The 19,330-nt window shown below is 39.3% G+C and carries 17 protein-coding genes; 10 read left to right on the top strand and 7 right to left on the bottom strand.

Features of this window, described 5'->3' with window-relative positions:
* Positions 1–112: 112 nt before the first annotated feature.
* The 3 genes from CFY84_RS10035 (at position 113) to thrC (ending at position 3,533) form a co-directional block, all read left to right on the top strand.
* Positions 113–928, top strand: coding sequence for a DsbC family protein (locus CFY84_RS10035; RefSeq protein ID WP_088824214.1), 816 nt, complete (start codon positions 113–115; stop codon positions 926–928).
* Positions 929–1,027: 99 nt separating this feature from the next.
* Positions 1,028–2,329 carry a homoserine dehydrogenase gene (locus CFY84_RS10030; RefSeq protein WP_088824213.1) on the top strand — a complete coding sequence of 434 codons (1,302 nt, stop codon included), beginning with the start codon at positions 1,028–1,030 and terminating at the stop codon, positions 2,327–2,329.
* Positions 2,330–2,390: 61 nt separating this feature from the next.
* Entirely contained in the window at positions 2,391–3,533 is a 1,143-nt protein-coding gene (gene thrC / locus CFY84_RS10025; RefSeq protein WP_088824212.1) for a threonine synthase, read from the top strand.
* 76 nt (positions 3,534–3,609) lie between these two features.
* Here the strand turns inward: thrC and CFY84_RS10020 are convergent, their stop codons facing one another.
* Positions 3,610–4,635 carry a serine hydrolase gene (locus CFY84_RS10020; protein WP_143218784.1) on the bottom strand — a complete coding sequence of 342 codons (1,026 nt, stop codon included), beginning with the start codon at positions 4,633–4,635 and terminating at the stop codon, positions 3,610–3,612.
* Between the two features lie 219 nt (positions 4,636–4,854).
* On the opposite strand from CFY84_RS10020, the gene gacA reads away from it, so the two are divergent.
* Genes gacA through CFY84_RS10005 form a run of 3 tightly spaced genes read left to right on the top strand, consistent with a single transcriptional unit; the run spans position 4,855 to position 8,504 of the window.
* The gene (gene gacA / locus CFY84_RS10015) at positions 4,855–5,490 is read left to right on the top strand and encodes a response regulator transcription factor GacA (RefSeq protein ID WP_088824210.1); all 636 of its coding nucleotides are present in this window, start codon (positions 4,855–4,857) and stop codon (positions 5,488–5,490) included.
* Positions 5,491–5,492: 2 nt separating this feature from the next.
* Positions 5,493–7,064, top strand: a complete 1,572-nt coding sequence (locus CFY84_RS10010) for a sensor histidine kinase (protein ID WP_088824209.1) — start codon at positions 5,493–5,495, stop codon at positions 7,062–7,064.
* Positions 7,065–7,079: 15 nt separating this feature from the next.
* On the top strand, positions 7,080–8,504 hold the full coding sequence (locus tag CFY84_RS10005; protein ID WP_088824208.1) for a sigma-54-dependent transcriptional regulator: 1,425 nt from the start codon (positions 7,080–7,082) through the stop codon (positions 8,502–8,504).
* Between the two features lie 208 nt (positions 8,505–8,712).
* Here CFY84_RS10005 and CFY84_RS10000 read toward each other — a convergent pair whose 3' ends face one another.
* Positions 8,713–9,480 carry an AraC family transcriptional regulator gene (locus CFY84_RS10000; protein WP_171289075.1) on the bottom strand — a complete coding sequence of 256 codons (768 nt, stop codon included), beginning with the start codon at positions 9,478–9,480 and terminating at the stop codon, positions 8,713–8,715.
* A 112-nt stretch (positions 9,481–9,592) separates the two neighbouring features.
* On the opposite strand from CFY84_RS10000, the gene CFY84_RS09995 reads away from it, so the two are divergent.
* The gene (locus CFY84_RS09995; protein WP_088824206.1) at positions 9,593–10,795 is read left to right on the top strand and encodes an MFS transporter; all 1,203 of its coding nucleotides are present in this window, start codon (positions 9,593–9,595) and stop codon (positions 10,793–10,795) included.
* Between the two features lie 43 nt (positions 10,796–10,838).
* On the opposite strand, the gene CFY84_RS09990 is transcribed toward CFY84_RS09995, so the two are convergent.
* From CFY84_RS09990 to lptF, 4 genes are all read right to left on the bottom strand, one after another.
* Complete coding sequence (locus CFY84_RS09990; RefSeq protein ID WP_088824205.1) at positions 10,839–12,041, bottom strand: S41 family peptidase; 1,203 nt, start codon at positions 12,039–12,041, stop codon at positions 10,839–10,841.
* A gap of 17 nt (positions 12,042–12,058) precedes the next feature.
* A complete protein-coding gene (gpmI, locus tag CFY84_RS09985; RefSeq protein ID WP_088824204.1) occupies positions 12,059–13,606 on the bottom strand; it encodes a 2,3-bisphosphoglycerate-independent phosphoglycerate mutase in 1,548 nt (515 codons plus the stop codon).
* Positions 13,607–13,715: 109 nt separating this feature from the next.
* Positions 13,716–14,786 (bottom strand): LPS export ABC transporter permease LptG, encoded by a 1,071-nt coding sequence (gene lptG / locus CFY84_RS09980; protein WP_088824203.1) that lies wholly within the window; start codon positions 14,784–14,786, stop codon positions 13,716–13,718.
* Positions 14,787–14,796: 10 nt separating this feature from the next.
* Positions 14,797–15,888 carry an LPS export ABC transporter permease LptF gene (gene lptF, locus CFY84_RS09975; protein ID WP_088824202.1) on the bottom strand — a complete coding sequence of 364 codons (1,092 nt, stop codon included), beginning with the start codon at positions 15,886–15,888 and terminating at the stop codon, positions 14,797–14,799.
* 267 nt (positions 15,889–16,155) lie between these two features.
* Here lptF and CFY84_RS09970 point away from each other — a divergent pair, with 267 nt between their 5' ends.
* The 3 genes from CFY84_RS09970 to CFY84_RS09960 are packed head-to-tail and all read left to right on the top strand — an operon-like array spanning position 16,156 to position 18,649.
* Positions 16,156–17,583 carry a leucyl aminopeptidase gene (locus CFY84_RS09970; RefSeq protein ID WP_088824201.1) on the top strand — a complete coding sequence of 476 codons (1,428 nt, stop codon included), beginning with the start codon at positions 16,156–16,158 and terminating at the stop codon, positions 17,581–17,583.
* Positions 17,583–17,990, top strand: a complete 408-nt coding sequence (locus CFY84_RS09965; protein ID WP_088824200.1) for a DNA polymerase III subunit chi — start codon at positions 17,583–17,585, stop codon at positions 17,988–17,990. Before CFY84_RS09970 ends, CFY84_RS09965 begins: the two co-directional genes overlap by 1 nt.
* Before the next feature lie 26 nt (positions 17,991–18,016).
* Complete coding sequence (locus tag CFY84_RS09960) at positions 18,017–18,649, top strand: hypothetical protein (protein WP_088824199.1); 633 nt, start codon at positions 18,017–18,019, stop codon at positions 18,647–18,649.
* 3 nt (positions 18,650–18,652) lie between these two features.
* Here the strand turns inward: CFY84_RS09960 and CFY84_RS09955 are convergent, their stop codons facing one another.
* Positions 18,653–19,312, bottom strand: a complete 660-nt coding sequence (locus CFY84_RS09955; protein WP_088824198.1) for a riboflavin synthase — start codon at positions 19,310–19,312, stop codon at positions 18,653–18,655.
* Positions 19,313–19,330 lie beyond the last annotated feature (18 nt).

The raw sequence follows: 19,330 nt of genomic DNA, 5'->3' as shown, positions 1-19,330 counted from the left end.
GCTGGCTTGATGCTGTTTGCAGAGTTACACATGAAATTCAACACGGCTTGATGCATTTTTTGTTATGCTAACATCCATTATTTCCCGATCACTCATTCGTTAAGGGGTTTTTATGGCCTTTTCTTCTCACAAAACAGTACTTGTTTGTGCACTTTCTATGGCTGCTTTATTTTCTGGCTGTTCGAAAGAAAAATCAGAACAACAAAAAAATGCTGCACTTACCGCCACAACACCTGCAACTGGCGAAGCGTCTCCAATTTTAGAGCGCAACGAAAAGCAACGTTTAATGACAACGTTCCAAGAACAGCTGCAAAAAGCCAATATTAATATTAAAGTCACGGATATTAAAAAAACCGAAGTTCCCAATATTTATTGGGTGAATTTACAAGGTATGCCTTCAATTTATGCCACTGCTGATGGCAAATATGTATTCCAAGGCGATATTTTACGTTTAGGCGACAAACAGCTATATAACGTTGGTGAAAACTTACAAGCTGCCGAAAACAAAAAACATTTTGCAGCACTGAATGTCAAAGATCTGATTGTTTATCCTGCAGTGGGTAAAACACAACACGTCATTTATGTGTTTACTGATGCCAGTTGCCCATACTGCCATAAATTGCATGAATCAATTCCTGAAATTAATGCCCAAGGCATTGAAGTTCGTTATATCGCATGGCCACGTGGCGAACAATTCATGCCAACCATGGAAAGCATATGGTGTAGCAAAGACCGTAAAGCTGCATTTGCCGCTGCGGTTAAAGGCGATGCAATTGCACCTGCACAATGTCAAAACCCAGTTAAAGACCAATATTTATTGGGTATTAACGTTGGTGTAAATGGTACGCCTGCCATCTACAATCAAGATGGACAATACTTAGGTGGCTACTTACCAGTGGGCGATATTGTCAAACGCTTAGCAAAATAATTCAAAAATAGGTGAAGATTGCACGATCTTCACCTACACCTCTGCTCTTTTTTTAGCTATGATCTAGAATCAATCGTTAGATTAATTTTGGAGCGTAACGTGAAACCTGTTCGTTTGGCCATTCTTGGCCTTGGTACTGTTGGTGGTGGAGTACTTCAATTATTACAAGAAAATGCCACAGAAATAAAACGCCGCACAGGTCGAGAAATTCAAATTACCCACGTCGGAACACGCCGTCCACGCCCTGATTTAAATTTAGAAGGTATTCAGCAAAGCGATAATTTATTAGAAATCGTTCGTCAACCTGATGTTGATATTGTGGTTGAACTGATCGGTGGGCTACATCCTGCAAAAGATATTATTATTGAAGCCATTAAGCATGGCAAACAAGTGGTTACGGCAAACAAAGCCCTACTCGCTGAACACGGCAATGAACTGTTTACTCTAGCAGATCAACATGTTGTACAAATTGCATATGAAGCTGCTGTGGCAGGTGGTATTCCAATTATTAAAGTAATGCGTGAAGGTTTGGCTGCTAACCGTATTAATTGGTTAGCCGGCATTATTAATGGCACAGGCAATTTTATTTTAACTGAAATGCGTGAAAAAGGCCGTCCATTTGAAGATGTGCTCAAAGAAGCGCAAGAACTGGGCTATGCTGAAGCAGACCCAACATTTGATGTTGAAGGCATTGATGCTGCACATAAGCTCACCCTCTTAGCTTCAATTGCTTTTGGTATTCCACTGCAATTTGATAAAGTTTATACCGAAGGGATTAGTAAAATTACTGCACAAGATGTGCAATATGCAGAAGAACTTGGCTTTCGTATTAAACACTTAGGTATTGCTCGTCGTGCTGAAAAAGGCATTGAACTTCGTGTTCATCCAACTTTAATTCCAAAAGAGCAACCACTTGCTAATGTGAATGGCGTACAAAATGCGATTGCTGTTAATGCAAGTGCTGTTGGTCAAACCATGTATTATGGTCCAGGTGCAGGCGGTGGTCCAACAGCATCTGCAGCAGTTGCCGATATCATTGATTTAGTGCGTGATATTTCATATACCGAAGATGGTTCAGGTACTATTCCTCAGCTTGCATTTGAATCACTCAAAGATATTCCAATTTTACCGCGTCAAGAAATTACTAGCGGTTATTATTTACGTATCAATGTCGAAGACTTAACGGGTGTACTTGCAGATGTCACCACGATTTTAAGCCATTTAGGGATTAGTATCGATGCCATCTTGCAGCAACCGCGCTTGAAAAACCGCATTCCTATTGTGATCATGACTGATCCAATTGTTGAATCAAAAATGGATGAAGCCATTGCAAAAATTCAAGCTTTGCCTGCAACACATGGCGAAGTGATTCGAATTCGTTTAGAATCGCTTGAACACTAATCAGTTTATCAGCGAGGAGCCCTCTCCTCGCCAGTTTTAATACAATCTATTGGAACATATCATGTCTAATGCCAACCGCTACACTGGTCTTGTAGATCGTTATCGTGATCGTTTACCTGTATCTGCATCTACTCGTGCAATTTCTTTAGGCGAAGGTAATACGCCACTGATTAAGCTTGAGAATATTCCGCGTATTATTGGTAAAGATGTCGAAATTTATGTCAAATATGAAGGCTTAAACCCAACAGGCTCATTTAAAGACCGTGGTATGACCATGGCTGTAACAAAAGCAGTTGAAGAAGGTTCAAAAGCAATTATTTGTGCATCTACAGGCAATACATCAGCGGCAGCAGCAGCCTATGCAGCACGTGCTGGCATTAAAGCATTTGTATTAATTCCTGAAGGAAAAATTGCAATGGGCAAACTTGCTCAAGCAATGATGTATGGTGCAATCACTATGCAAATCCGTGGTAATTTTGATGATGGCATGCGCTTGGTGAAGAACATTGCAAGTGAAGCACCTGTGACCATTGTAAACTCGATTAATCCATATCGTTTACAAGGTCAAAAGACCATTGCATATGAAATTGTTGAAGCACTTGGTCGTGCGCCAGATTATCACTGTTTACCTGTTGGGAATGCAGGCAATATTACAGCGCATTGGATGGGCTACACTGAAGCAGTTGCAAACCAACCTGCGGATGAATTTCAACAAGTTGTTTATGATGCGGCAACAGACCGTTTTACAGGTCCATCACCTGATGGTCGTCCAAAAATGGTCGGTTACCAAGCATCTGGCGCAGCGCCGTTTTTAAGAGGTGCGCCAGTTGCGAAGCCTGAAACTGTGGCAACAGCCATTCGTATCGGTCACCCACAAAGTTGGGACCATGCAAAAGCTGTGGTACGTGATTCAAATGGTTGGTTTGATGAGCTACATGACAGTGAAATCTTAGATGCTCAGCGTATGCTTGCAATGTATGAAGGCGTATTTGTTGAGCCTGCTTCTGCAGCATCACTTGGCGGTGCAATTCGTGACATCAAAGCAGGTAAAATTGCTGAAGGTTCAGTCATTGTATGTACCGTCACTGGCAATGGCTTAAAAGATCCAGATACAGCGATTCAACAATGTGCTGATGCTGTCATGCTGACGATTGATGCCACCATGAACGATGTGAAACACTCAATTTTATCCAATATGGATTAATTGAACCACGCATAAAAAAAGCCCTGAAACAGGGCTTTTTTTATGCGTTGCAAATGTATGTTAACGTCTTTTTAGCTTAAATGTCTTGTGGTAAACCGCTTAGCCAAGTCAATAAATCTGTTGCATCAGCATTACGTGCTTGTGTTGATGGTTCTCCCATTAAAACCACCACAGCAGGACGTGAATTCACCGTTGTATGCATCACAACACAACGACCTGCTTCATTAATATAGCCTGTTTTAGACAAATTAATATTCCACTCGCCATTACGTACCAATGCATTGGTATTACTCGCATTTAACATACGATAGCCAAGGTTAAAGTCATAATGTGGTGTAGATGAAAACTGACGAATCACGCCATATTTATATGCTTCCGTCACTAAAATTGCTAAATCACGTGCTGAAGAGACATTACGTGCATCTAAACCTGTCGATTCATAATAACGTGTTGATGTCATACCCAATTGGTGCGATTTTGCATTCATGGCAGCAATAAACGCAGGTTTACCGCCTGGATATGTACGCGCTAAAGCAGCTGCTGCAGGGTTCTCTGATTTCATGAGTGCCATTAACAGTACTTCGGCACGGTTCATGGTATCCCCTGCACGTAAACGGGTACTCGCTTGTTTTGGACCGACAAAGTCAATCGGATCAAGCGTAATCTCTTCTGACATATTTAAATGTGCATCTGCTGTAATAATTGCAGTCATTAGCTTGGTAATAGATGCCATTGGACGCGAAAAATTGCTATTCTTACTGAATAAGACTTCGCCAGTTTTTGCATCCATCACTAAAGCAGAACCTGCTTGAACAGATGGTCCAAGGTTATTAGAATAGCGTGTATCTGAAACAGCAGTAGGTGCGCGCCCAAGTCGTAATGTGGTTGAAGATGTCGTACTGCCTTGAGGGGTTAAATCAATGCCTTCTGCATCTTCAGACAATAATAATTCTTTTGCTTCGTTGGTTGACCAACTAATTGGTCTTTTTTGTGAAGTAACAGGGTTACTATTTAAAGTCAGGTCTGCAAAGCTTGAAACACTCAGACCCATTAAAAGAGACATGCCTAGCATGTATTTAAACGTTTTTTTAAAAGTTTTCACAGACTCAACTCGACTCAAAGTGCGATAAGATACATTTGCTTATTTATACCAAGATGACTTACATTGGGATCAAATGACATTTGATGTAAGTTAGGTAACAATCCACAACTTTTAAGTTGCATTTTAGGATAGCATTGCGAATTTTATAGTTCTATTGCAAGTTTAATTTGCTTTTATTTGCTTTTAGTAACAAAAAAGTTAACCCATGAGGTAAAAACCGTGATTTCAGTTCTAGTTGTAGATGATCATGAGCTTGTTCGTACAGGGATTTGTCGTATGCTTGCAGATCAAGTCGATATAAACGTGATTGGTCAAGCTGAATCTGGTGAAGAGGCGCTTACGCTTGCTCGAGAGCATCACCCGAATATTATTTTACTTGATGTAAACATGCCAGGGATTGGTGGTATTGAAACAACAAGACGCCTTGTACAGAGCATTCCTGAAACACGTGTGATTGCTGTGAGTGGGCTAGCAGAAGAACCTTACCCATCTTTAGTACTCAAAGCCGGCGCTAAAGGTTATATTACAAAAGGTGCGCCAATTACTGAAATGGTGCGTGCCATTAAAAAAGTGATTCAAGGTGGTAAATATTTTAGTGCTGATATTGCAGAACAATTGGCAAGCTCGTATTTATCCGACACACAAATGTCACCGTTTGACCAACTGTCAGAGCGTGAAATACAAGTTGCAATGATGGTGGTGAATTGTCATAACGCACAATCCATTGCAGATAAGTTGTTTGTGAGTGTGAAAACCGTCAACACTTACCGCTATCGTATTTTTGAAAAACTAAATATTGATAGTGATGTAAAATTGACTCATCTTGCAATTCGCTACAATCTTATTCAGCCTTAATTATGCAAATTACAATATCAAACGCTTTTAAAAGATTTTATCGGCTAGGCGTTTGGTATGGAATTTATCGTTTACTGATTGCTTGTGCCTTACTTGCAATCTTTTTTTTAACGCTGAGTCAGGCAGAAACACGTTACCTTGATTTTTATTTGTTGGTGGTATTTTTCTATACCCTCATTAATATTTTTCAGCTTATTGCTTTGATTCTGCGTCCAAGAACTCTGCGCTATATTATTATCTCTTTCATTAGTATAGATATTTTAGCTTTTAGTTTAATCAGTTTTATTGTTGGCAGCACCAACTTGCATATTAGCTTGTTGTTTGTCACAAGTATCTTTATTAGCAACTTGCTAATACGCAAAAAAACAGCACTCACCATTACATTAATTGCTATTATTTCAGTCACCTATGCTCCTTTTGTTGGCTCATGGTTTAGGTTTGCAACACTCGACAACTTAACCAACAGCATGATTTTAACGGCGATTTTTCTTGCAGTGTATAGCATCTCGCAATTTGTAGTGAAACACTTCCAAGTCTTACAACAAGTTAATAAATATCAGTCTCTTGAACTGACTCAACTGCAAGACTTAAACCGTTATATTTTAGAACAAACTGACATGGGGTATTTAATTTTAAATGAAAATCGATCGATTATTTTAATTAACCCTGCAGCACAGTCTTTACTGAACATTCCAACCACAGTGCTTACCCAACGACAGCCACTGTCTTTAATTCATGAATCTTTAAATTTTAAATTACAACAAAAAAACTTTTTTGAAGGTGAACGTTTTCTGTTTGAACAACAGATTCCCGAAGGCCAAGTCAATATTGACATTCGCGTGCAAAAACTGACAGTACCACGTCAACAATTGACTTTGCTTATTATGCAAGATGCAAAGCGATTAAATCAGCATGTTCAACAACTTAAACTTGCCGCTTTAGGACAACTGTCTGCCAGTATTGCACATGAAATTCGTAATCCGCTATCAAGTATTGTACAAGCCAACGAACTCACGTTAGGTTCAGATTATGAACAGCAACAAATGTTGCAACAAATGATTGAAAAACAAAGTCAACGCATCAATAAAATCATTCAATCTACGTTAGATATGGCTCGTCACACAGCACCTGAGCCTACCCATATTCATTTAAAAACTTTTATTAACACATTGTTAAAAGAAGATTTATCTGACATTCAAGATCAGATTTTGTTAGATTTAGACACTGAGATTGCCATTTACTTTGATGAATTGCATTTACGGCAAATTCTTATTAATTTACTGCGTAATGCCATTCGTCATAATGCAAAAAATCATCGTTATATTAAACTTCAAGCATCTATCAAGCATAATAGTGCTATGATTGATGTACTTGATTTTGGGGTCGGAATTTCTGCGTTACATGCAGCAAGTTTATTTGATCCTTTTTTTACAACCGAGCCTAAGGGTACTGGCCTAGGGCTTTATTTATCTCGCAGTTTGTGTGAAGCCAACCAAGCAACATTGAGTTATAGCAGACAGGATAACACCACCTGCTTTCGCATTGAATGTCCGCTTGCAGAGATAAATATTTAAATACAGTGGGGCATTATGAAAAACAACTTACCCATCGTCCTTCTTATTGACGATGAAGTCGATTTATGTATGCTGATTCAAATGAGTTTAAAACGCTTAGGCATACGTTCTGAAGTGGCGCACACCATTAGCCAAGCAAAACTCAAGTTAAAAAAACAAAGTTATGATGCATGTATTACCGATATTCACTTGCCTGATGGCAGTGGTCTTGAGTTGGTACATCATGTGGTCCAAAATTATGATCATTTACCCATTGCTGTACTAACAGCTCATGGCAACATGGATCTTGCTATTGATGCCTTAAAAGCAGGCGCTTTTGATTTTATCAATAAACCGATTGATACCGATGCACTCAAAAAATTACTCAATAAAGTCATTCAATACCAAAACTTACAAACGGATGGTCAAAACGATTCATTTGATGCGAGCCAAACATTAATTGGTACGTCCCCTGTCATTCAAAAACTGCGTTCTGATTTAAAAAAAATGGCGCAAACACAAGCCCCTGTGTTTATTACAGGTGAGTCAGGCACAGGAAAAGAAGTTGCAGCTCGCCTTATTCATCAACATAGCCCGCGCAAAGACAGCCCTTTTGTTGCAATTAACTGTGGTGCTATTCCAAGTGAATTGATGGAAAGCGAGTTTTTTGGTTATGCCAAAGGCAGTTTTACAGGCGCACATCAAAATAAAGTTGGTTTAATTTTAGCGGCAGATGGCGGCACACTATTTTTAGATGAAATTGCTGAACTGCCGTTGAATATGCAAGTCAAACTTTTACGTGCTGTTCAAGAAAAGAAAATACGTCCTTTAGGAACAGATACAGAAATTCCTGTAGACTTTCGCATTATCAGTGCCACCCATCAAAATTTAGAACAATTGGTACATCAAGGTCGTTTTAGACAAGATTTATTCTTCCGTTTACATGTCATGGACATTTATTTACCTCCACTGCGTGAACGTGGTGAAGACATCATGTTATTGGCGGAACATTTTATAGCTGAAATTTGCCAAGAATGGCAAGAAACAAAAAAAGAGCTCACCACTGATGCCAAAGCATGGCTAAATCAGCAGCCATATCATGGCAATATTCGTGAGTTAAGGAATGTGTTAGAAAAAGCGATTACGTTATGTGATGGGGTCGCAATTGATTTAATCCACCTTCCTATTCAAACCAAAGTGATCGCAGCGCCACAGAGCTCGCCTGAGCCACAGCAAGTATCCTACAAGGCTGTTTCTGCACCAATTGATGTGCCACAAGCCAATCTGCTTGAAGACGGGCTTGAAGCCTACCTTGAATCGATTGAAAAAAGCATTTTAATTGACACGCTTAACCAAACCTATTGGAATCGCACGCAGGCTGCAAAAAAACTTAATATGTCCTTTCGTTCCCTACGTTATCGTTTAAAAAAGTTTGGCTTAGACGATGCGAAAGAATACTAATAACAGCTTGCATTAACCGATGTAATGCAAATAAAAATACAAGCTAAAGTGTCTGTTTTTGCAGTTAAACTTTAGCTTGTTGCCATAAATGATCACTTCCCTAAAGTATTTCAAACACACCGCAATTCATGTGTTGATGGTTTGCGTTTAATTGGATTAATAAATTTTATTTTTCTCAATTTTTAATATCAAATACCAACCGTCCTGCTTATTTCCTGAAATACTGAGGAGATTCATTCAAGTGTTTTTTAAACATGGCACTAAAAGCACTGCTACTACAATAGCCCAAAGATGATGCAATTTGTGAAATAGATTCACCACGTGATAATTTTCCTAAAGCAAGCGCAATATGCATTTGCTGAATCCAAGCACGATAATTTAGTCCTGTTTCTTTTTGAAATAAGCGAATTAATGTTCGACTACTTGTACCAATCTGATCTGCCCAAAAGGTTAAGTTTTTATAGGTGTTGGGATGTTGCATCAGCTCTTCACAAATTCGAATTAAACGCGCATCTTTTGGCCAAGGAATGGTCATGGGAACGGTGAAAGCGTGTTTAATTTCATCGAAAATTAGGATTTGTAAAGATTTTTCAATGGCTTCATCTTGCTCGTTTTTGTTTAAGTCTAAACGGTTTGGCTGGTTAAGACGTAAAATTAACTCACGTAACAAGTGACTGACCCGAACAATAAAACATGTTTGACCGAGTAAATTGGCAGCTTTTTTCTCAACTAAAACGGTACTTAAACAAACATTGCTTAGAGAGACTACGCGATGTTCAATATTTGCAGGAATCCATAAAGCGTACTGAGGAGGAATCACCCAAACATTATCTGGAGTATAAACGCGGATAATACCTTCAGAAGCATACAAGAGTTGTGCTTGATTGTGTGTATGTGGTGCAATAACACTCTGATAAGCATATTGAGAACCGAGTCCAACCATAAGCTTTTCGGAAGATATAATAGATTGACTCACAAAGGCCTCAAATTAAACATTTAAAATGTCACTTATGCGATGATTATTGGAACTTAAGCATACAGATGACAAATTAAAATACCATATTCATCAACCAAGGGAATGATATGTAATGCAAGGATCTGCTCAAAAGGCTTTGAAGATAGAAAATACACAAAAACAAAAAATGGTTGTTTCCATCATTTGTGCGATTGCATCTGCACATTTTCTCAATGATTTAATTCAAGCGATACTGCCTGCAATCTATCCATTATTAAAAGAAAATTTTTCGCTGAGTTTTACACAAGTGGGGCTAATCACGCTTGTTTATCAAATTACAGCCTCATTACTACAGCCATGGATCGGCCTGTATACAGATAAAAATCCTAAACCCTATTTATTACCAATAGGAATGGTGATTACCTTGATTGGAATTGGATTATTGGCAATTGCGCCAAGTTTTGTCGTTGTATTAATCTCAGCTATTTTTATTGGCATAGGCTCATCAGCTTTTCATCCAGAAGCATCTCGTGTCGCACGATTGGCATCAGGTGGCCGATTTGGTACAGCACAATCAGCATTTCAAGTAGGTGGCAATTCAGGCTCTGCCATCGGTCCATTGTTAGCTGCTATCATTATTGTGCCGAATGGACAAATCGCAACTGCTTGGTTTATAGGGTTTGTAATTCTTGCAATATTTATCTTATTTAAAGTGAGTCAGTGGACTGTTCAATATACACAGAAAATGTTAACCCGCGCAGTAGCTACGCCTTATAAACTACAAGGGAACATATTCATACGTGCTTTGGCGATTATGTCATTGTTGATGTTTGCAAAGTTCACATATATTGCAAGTCTAAGTAATTATTATACTTTTTATTTGATAGATAAATTTCATATCTCCTTACAGCATGCACAACTGTATTTGTTTGCATTTTTAGCAGCCAGTGCAGTTGGAACTTTTGCTGGTGGACCCATTGGGGATAAAGTTGGACGTAAAGCTGTAATTTGGATCTCGTTTTTAGGCATGATCCCATTTGCGATCTTATTACCTTATGCAAATTTATTTTGGACGGTTATTTTTGCAATGGTTGCAGGACTTATTCTGTCTTCTGCTTTTTCAGCAATGGTGGTTTATGCACAAGAAGCAGTTCCTGGACGCGTAGGCATGGTTGCAGGAGTCATGTTTGGTTTTATGTTCGGAATAAGTGGGATCGCAGCAGCTGGAATAGGTATGTTTGCAGACCAATATGGGATTGAATGGGTATTTAAAGTGTGCTCATTTATCCCGTTACTTGGATTAGCAACCTTTTTCCTCCCTAAAACCAATGCATAAACTTAAAAACCTCAAAAATAAATGAATATCAATTATTTAAACACTATTCGTTTGGCGTTTGGTGTTTAAGTAAACTTTCGGTCACATTATCAATATATTGGCTGTCTTTCACATCGGCAGCCAATGGTATTTTTTCATTCGGCTCAATACCAATACCATCAATCATGCTGCCATTGGGGGTAAAATAATGTGAAACCGTCATTTGAATGGCTGCGCCATTGGGCAAAGGAAATAATTTTTGCACTACACCTTTGCCATAGCTTTTTTCACCCATCACCCAAGCCCGTGAATGGTCTTTTAAAGCAGCTGTAAAGACTTCCGCTGCAGATGCAGAACGATGATTAATCAAAATACCTAATTTTAAATCTTTAAACTCTTTATTGGGTAAAGCTTGAAAGGTTTGACTGCCTTCTGAACGGCTTTTGGTACTGACAATAACACCATTATTTAAAAACAAATCTGCTGTTTCGACTGCTGCTGAAAGCAAACCGCCAGGGTTATTTCGCAAATCAAACAACACCACATTAATTTTTTGCTTGTTTCGTGCATATTCTTCTAAGATATTTTTAATTTCATTGGCTGTTTCTTGTTGAAACACAGGTACTTTAATCACTAGAACCTGATTTTTTAATAAAGTTTGGCTAATTTCTATTTCAATTTTTTTGTTTCGAACTACAGTAATTGCGGGGCTTGATGGTGATGTTTGCACATTAAGCACAGTACCTACAGAGCCATATAAAATATTACGGACCTGTTCTGGATTAAGCCCTTTTAACTCTTGATTATCTAGCTTATAGACCAACATGCCATTGGCTAAGCCCAATTTCAAAGAATCTGCCGAACCACGTAAACCTTGGATATACCATTGATGACGTGATTTATCGTATTGCAAATCAAAATCGACTGATGCTAAATCGCCTTCGGTATATTGTAATAATTGCTTATAATCTTCTGCAGATAAATATCGTGAATACTTGTCTAATCCGCCGACCAAGCCACGAATTGCTTGCTCAAAGAGCTGATCATCTGGTTTTTCATCGACATAATTTTCTTTAACTAGCGCATAAATTTGCACAAAACGCTGAATCGACTCTACAGGTATTTCTTGTGTTAACAATAGGTTATCTGTATTGTCTTCATCTGTTGCAGCAGCTTGCTGCGCAAGCACGGGCTCAGCAGCAAGCGAATAACTTGAGCAACCCATTAAGCTGATCCATAGGCAGAGGGCTTTGAGTTGCTGAGTCATTCATCATCCTTTTGTACTTACGTTGTCAAAGTAATCAGATTACGTCCTTCCATTTCTTTAGGAATCGGCAATTTCATTAAACTTAACAACGTTGGGGCAACATCTGCCAAAATCCCGCCACTTGCAATCGTTGCTTGCGTTGGGCCAACATAAATAAACGGTACAGGCTCTGTGGTATGTTGTGTATGCAACTGACCACTTTCATAATCCTGCATTTGCTCTACATTACCATGATCTGCTGTAACAATCATGTGTCCTTTCTTTGCAGTTACTGCATCATAAACACGGCCAACACATGTATCTACCGTTTCTACTGCTTTAACTGCTGCATCAAAGACACCTGTATGCCCAACCATATCACCATTTGCATAGTTAATGACGATAAGATCAAATGCTTCAGATTCAATCGCCTCAACCACTTTGTCTGTGACTTCAAATGCGCTCATTTCAGGTTTTAAGTCATATGTTGCTACATTCGGTGATGGTACTAAAATCCGTGTTTCACCTGGATATTCATCTTCTCGGCCACCGCTAAAGAAGAATGTTACATGAGCATACTTTTCAGTTTCAGCAATTCGAAGCTGGGTTTTACCCAAGTTTGATAAATACTCACCTAAACTGTTGTGTAACTCGCCCGGCATATAAGCAACAGGTGCATGAATAGTCGCTTGGTAACGCGTTAACATGACAAATTCAGATAATTTTGGCTGTACTTTACGTTCAAAGCCTGTAAAACCATCTTCAACAAATGCACGCGTCAATTCTCGAGCACGGTCTGCACGGAAGTTCATAAACACGACGCTATCGCCATCTTGAATCGGTGTTTTATCGCCAATTCGAGTCGCTTTAACAAATTCATCGGTTTCATCTGCTGCATAGGCTTGTGCTAAACCGTCTTCAGGCGTTGTAGCTGTACGTAATGCCTCACCTTCTGTTAACAAGCGATATGCTTGTTCCACGCGATCCCAACGATTATCACGATCCATTGCAAAGTAGCGACCAATCATCGTGACAATGCGGCCTTTATGTTCATAACTTGCAAACAAATCATTGAGTTTTTTAAGCGAAGATTCAGCACTTTTTGGTGGCGTATCACGTCCATCTAAAAACGCATGTAAATACACGGTTGCTGAACGTTCTAGTGCAAGTTTACACATGGCAACAATATGGTCTTCATGCGCATGAACACCGCCTGCAGAAAGCAAGCCAATGATATGCACGGCGCCTTGAGCTGCTTTTGCTTTTTCAACCGCATTCACCAATACTTGGTTTTCAAAGAAATCACCAGTACGAATATCTTTGGTAATGCGTGTGAAATCTTGATAAAGCACACGGCCTGCACCAAGATTCATATGTCCAACTTCCGAGTTCCCCATTTGCCCATCAGGCAAGCCGACATCTTCACCAGAACCAGAAATTAAACCATGCGGATGTTTTTGTTTCAATGCGGTCAAATTAGGTGTTTTTGCTGCCAAAAAAGCGTTGTCTTCAACGGCTTCACGGTGACCTACTCCATCCATAATAACCAAGATATGCGGGATCTTGCCAACCTTAGCGTCCGTCATCGTATATTCTCTTCGTTGTCTACTGAAATTTTTATATTACCTAAGTTTTTGGCAAGAAACTATGTTACCAAGGTGGTAGGCTACAAAGAATGTACACGTATATTACGGACTATTTTGCGCGATTTAACAAATAGCCACCCGCCACTAAAATTAAGACAATTGGGCCAAAAACAAACCACGCAGGTGATGGTAAATAAACCAAACTCGCATAACCCAAGAAGTCTTGAATATAATAAAAACCGAGCCCAACAAAGAGTGCAATCACCAGTCGAAAACCCATAGATTGCTGACGCAATGGACCAAATATAAATGAACAAGCCACCACCACGAGCGCAATCAAAGAAAATGGCATGCCCACTTTTTTCCAAAATGCCAATTGATACGCTTTCGGTACTTGGCTATATTCAGATAAATAATGAATAAATGAAACCAATTGGCTTGGGGACAAATCTTCAGGATCTATTGTCACCATGTGGACATAACGTGGTTGTAATGCAAATGGAAAAGCTGTTTGGGTTTGCTGATCTAAAATTGCATTTCCAGTTTGCTGAATTTTCACTTGATTGACTTGATTTAAAGTCCACTGCCCATCTGATTTAAACTGCCCTGTTTTTGCATTGACTAAAGTGTTTAAGCGGTATTGGTCATCAAAATCGAGTACTTGAATATTGCGTAATGCTCCTTCAGCATTGGCGTAATCAATATAAATAAAGCGCTGTCCTTCACGTGTCCAATAGCCTTTAACTTCACCTAAGGAGGCAACAGTTTGATGCCGTTTCAAACCATCTGCACGTTCATTACTATAAGGAATAACCCACTCACTCAATGCAAATGAAAGAATCACTAAAATCATGGCTGAACGAATGACCCAGCCCACAATACGCCACAAACTCACCCCAATCGAGCGCATCACTACAAGTTCACTATTCGATGCGAGTGTCCCTAAACCAATCACCGACCCAATTAATGCTGAAATAGGTAAAATTTGATATAAATAACGCGGTGTATTCCAAAAGACATACTGCAATGCTTGTACCGCGTTATAGCCATGTTTAAGTTGGCTTAACTCGGATAAATAAGTAAATAATGCTTGTAATAAAGTTAAAACAGCAGTAGCCCCTAACATCGCTAGTGCGGTCGTACCTGTCACATGTTTTGCAATAATACGGCGTGCGAACATTGATAAGACCTCACTTGCTCGATGTAGAAATTGTTTTTGGTGAACGTTTAGGTGTTCTCAAAAACCAATAGGTAACCAGCGCATACACGGCAAGAACAGTTGGATATGCCCATATGCCTAGCTCATCACGAGTAATTCGTGTTTTGACCGCCATTAAAGCCACAATTAAGCTGGCAAAAATTAAAATGCCTGGTAATAAACGGTAATAACGCCCTTGACGCGGATTCACTTCAGATAAAATGGTAGCGAGCATCAGCGCAATTACAATAATAAACGGTCCAAATACGCGCCATCCCAATTCACTTTGAATAACAGGATCATTGCGTTTATCCCATAAATTTAATAAAGGCATCGCTTCTGCTTCATCTCCTGATGCCGCTTCTGCACTATTATTTTCTATTCTTAACCGATAACTCTTAAATTCAGCTTGAGAATATTTTGGTTGTCCAGGATATAGCTCATAACGGCGCCCTTCAATCAAGTCAACGACATTGGCAGGATCGTTTGGAATTTCAACGCGTTTGGCTTCTTTGGCCAAAATAACAATATCTGGTTTGTTTTCACTTTGAGCACGCTGGTAAAAGACCACATTTTTTAAATTTTTTCGGTCTTCAGACAAATCACTTGCGTAAATGGTATAAGGCCCTGATGAAACGAACTCTTTTGGACGGACCAAATCAAACCCTGTACGAACAGCTTGTGCACTGGTCAATGCCTCAAACTTACGAATACCCCAAGGTGAAATCCAAGCCATTAAAGCTATTTGCACAATTAAAAAGACAGTGGTTAATGGAATCAGTAAACGTGCCAAACGATTACGGCTAATACCGCTGGCATTAAATACCGCCATTTCGCTGTCAGTATATAAACGTCCAAATACCAGCATTAAACCAATAAAAAAGCCAAGTGGCATAATGAGGGTGAGAAATTCAGGCAAACGATAGCCAATAATACTAAACAGCACACCTGTATCTAAACGGCCTTGCGCAGCAACCCCAAAATATTTAATGAGACGACCGCCCATCATAATCAAGGTCAGTAAAGCAATGACAACAATTGATGTTGATACAACCTGCTTAACAAGATAACGTCTAATAATCAAAAGGCTTGTCCATTAAATCAAAATTTGATGTCGCGTTAGTTTAACCGAATATAATGAAGAAAAAACCTATCTTCTTTTGCTTTCATCCACATAGATGCAGAATAAAGTGATGTTCCATCATAAAAGACTTGAATCAGCAACATTTAATGCGATTTAATGAATGTATCCAATAAGTCGTTTCTTCTTATTTTCAGTATCTATTTCATGGTATGAGATCATTGATTAATCACCATGTATGATATTTTACACGAAGGTTTATAAAAACATATGAAATTAACCATCACCGCGCCACAAAACCAACCTGCTGTTGTGTTTTCTTTGGTTGATCAGTCTGCTTTAGAACAGCTCATTGCCAATAAAAGCATTGAAACACTCAGTGATGTTGTCACTGCAACCCAATTTAAAGCCCAATTTTCTGAACAGCTACCACTCGTTGGTCTGAGCACAGAAACGCCATTTCTCACGCTCCTTGGTTTAGGTGACACTGAGCAATTGGCACAAAAAAAATTGGCAACGCTTGCACAACACATTATTACCGTTGCACAAAAAAAACATGCTGCAATTGAAATTAATGTCGCAGCATTGCCAGCAAAATTTCAATATATTTTTGCACTACAGCTGACCCAAGCCAACTATACTTTTGATGAGTTTAAATCGACTAAACACCAACAAGTGCTTGAGCAAGTCTATTTCTCCAATAGCCAATTAACAGCTCAACAGATTGAATTGTTAAATGCATTACAATCAGGTCAAAATCTTGCACGTGATTTAGGCAACAAACCGGGCAATACCTGCTATCCAGAATACTTAGTGACCGTAGCTGAAGAACTGGTTAAAGCATATCCAAACCATTTAAAATTAACAGTCCTTGATGAACAACAGATTGCAGACCTTGGTATGGGCGCATTTTTAGCGGTGAGCCAAGGTTCTGACCGCCCAGGTCGTATTATCACACTAGAATATAATTCTGATCGTGAAGAAGCGCCTGTGGTCTTGGTGGGTAAAGCAATTACCTTTGATACAGGTGGTATTTCATTGAAGCCTGGTGCTGGCATGGATGAAATGAAGTTTGATATGGGCGGTGGCGCTTCTGTATTTGGTACGTTGCGTGCCATCTGTGAAGCTAACCTCCCAATTCATGTGGTCGGTTTAATTGCAGCAGCAGAAAATATGCCGTCAGCAAAAGCGACTCGTCCAGGTGACATTGTGAAAACCATGAGCGGACAAACAGTAGAAATTTTAAACACCGATGCAGAAGGCCGTTTGGTACTATGCGATGCATTAACCTATGTCAAACGTTTTAATCCTGCTGTTGTGATTGATATTGCGACATTAACAGGTGCGTGTGTCGTGGCTTTAGGTAAAATTTTGACAGGTGCATTCTCACCTGATGATGAACTGATTCATGAACTAGAAACAGCGGGTGAAACTTCATTTGACCGTGTGTGGCGTTTACCTGTCATTGATGATTATCAAGATGGTTTAGACTCACCATTTGCAGACATTGCCAACATTACGGGCCCTGTTGGTGGCGGCGCAATTTCAGCGGCATGTTTCTTACAGCGTTTTACACGTGAATATCGCTGGGCACACCTTGATGTTGCAGGTACTGCATGGGTATCAGGTGCTGCAAAAGGATCATCTGGTCGCCCAGTACCTTTACTGACTCAATTTATTGCCAATCGCGTTAAATAATGACTCAAGTTAGTTTTTATTTATTTGAAAAAAGTACCGAACCGCAAGCACATAGTGCTTGCCGTTTGGCACGTAAAATTTTAAAGCAAGCTGCAAAACTGTGGTGGTACTGCCCTGATGCTGCACTCCAAACGGTATTGGATGACACCTTATGGGGCTTTGATGACACAAGTTTCATTCCACATGGTATCCATGATACTGATGGACAGGTATGCATTTCAGCGACCTTACCCACAGAAGGAGCTTGGATTGTGTTTAATTTCAGTTCAACTGCAATATCAATACAAGATACGTTTCAACACATTATTGAAATTATAGAAAATAAAGAACAGACTAAAATAATAGGCCGAGAGAAATTTAAACATTATCGGCAACTTGGGATTTCACCCCGCACATTTAAATTGTAATTTTCGCTATTTGGAGCATAACGGCTGTGGCATTGAATGTTGGTGCAGATTTTAAAACACGTTGGCTAAAAACCCCAGTCGATGTCAGACAAACTTATTTAGACGAGCTTAACCATGTCTGTGATTTGCTGTCATTTGATACCGACTTCCCAACATGGCAAAAAAACGATCAAGAATTACAAATACAATCTCAAGCACGGATTGAAACCGCTTATGCTGCATACAAAGCTGAACTGATTGAAGCGGCTCGAATTCGAGAGCAACATGCTTTAGAACAATCCTTACACATGCAGCGCCAATCTCAACAGGCTTACATTGATGCATTGATTCAACATGAAACAGCAAAGCATAAGGCACAACAACAAGCAGGATATGACTTACAAGCAGCGCTGCATCAAGAATATAGCCAACAAGCTGCTCGTTATCAAAAAGTAAGCTTAGCCATGCCTGTATCTACAACAAAAAATAATAAAAATAAAGTGTTACAGCCTGAAATACAGCAAGTCATCGAGAACATTCAAATTCGACTAGAACTTGAAGCTGAAGGACTTATGCAACAGATTCAACAAGCTGTCAGCCAATTAAACCATCAACTACAAGATGCTGCTGAAGAAGAATTAGACATTGCTTTGAATCAAAATAAAGCTTCAGCCAAATAAAGTTTATTTTAAAAAGCCATGTTCTGCTAAAAATGACATGCTAACTTTCGATGCTGGAGCCACTTCTGCTGCACGGTCGCCAAGCAATAAACGTTCAATATAGCGTGCTAAAATATCTACTTCTAAGTTTACTTGACGTCCGATTGTCCATGTTGAAATATTGGTTCGTTCAGCAGTATGTGGAATCAAATTTAAACTGATGATAGCACCATTTAAATGATTAATGGTTAAACTCATGCCATCTACAGTGACAGAACCTTTTTCTGCCAAATATTTTGCAATGCTTTGTGGTGCCGCAATTTCAAAATACAATGAACGAGCATCCTGACGTTTTGCAATGATTTCTCCAACCACATCAACATGTCCACTCACAATATGACCGCCAAAACGAGTGGTGGGTAACATGGCTTTTTCTACATTCACAATTTGACCTAAAGTCCAATCATTTAATGTGGTTCGATGTAAGCTTTCACGCGAAACATCAGCTGCATACCAATTTTCACCCCATGCCACAACGGTTAAACAAATACCATTGGTCGCAATTGAGTCACCCAACTGAACATCTGATAAATCTAAACTGGTTTGAATGGTTATACGAACATCGCCTTGCATGCTTTGAATGCTTTTCACTTGACCTGTGCGTTCAACAATACCTGTAAACATTTTGATTTCCTTTATAAT

Source organism: Acinetobacter apis, assembly GCF_900197575.1.
In the GTDB taxonomy this organism is placed as follows: Bacteria; Pseudomonadota; Gammaproteobacteria; order Pseudomonadales; family Moraxellaceae; genus Acinetobacter; species Acinetobacter apis.
Note: the sequence above shows the minus strand (reverse complement) of the source record. Positions and strands in the feature narration are given on the sequence as shown.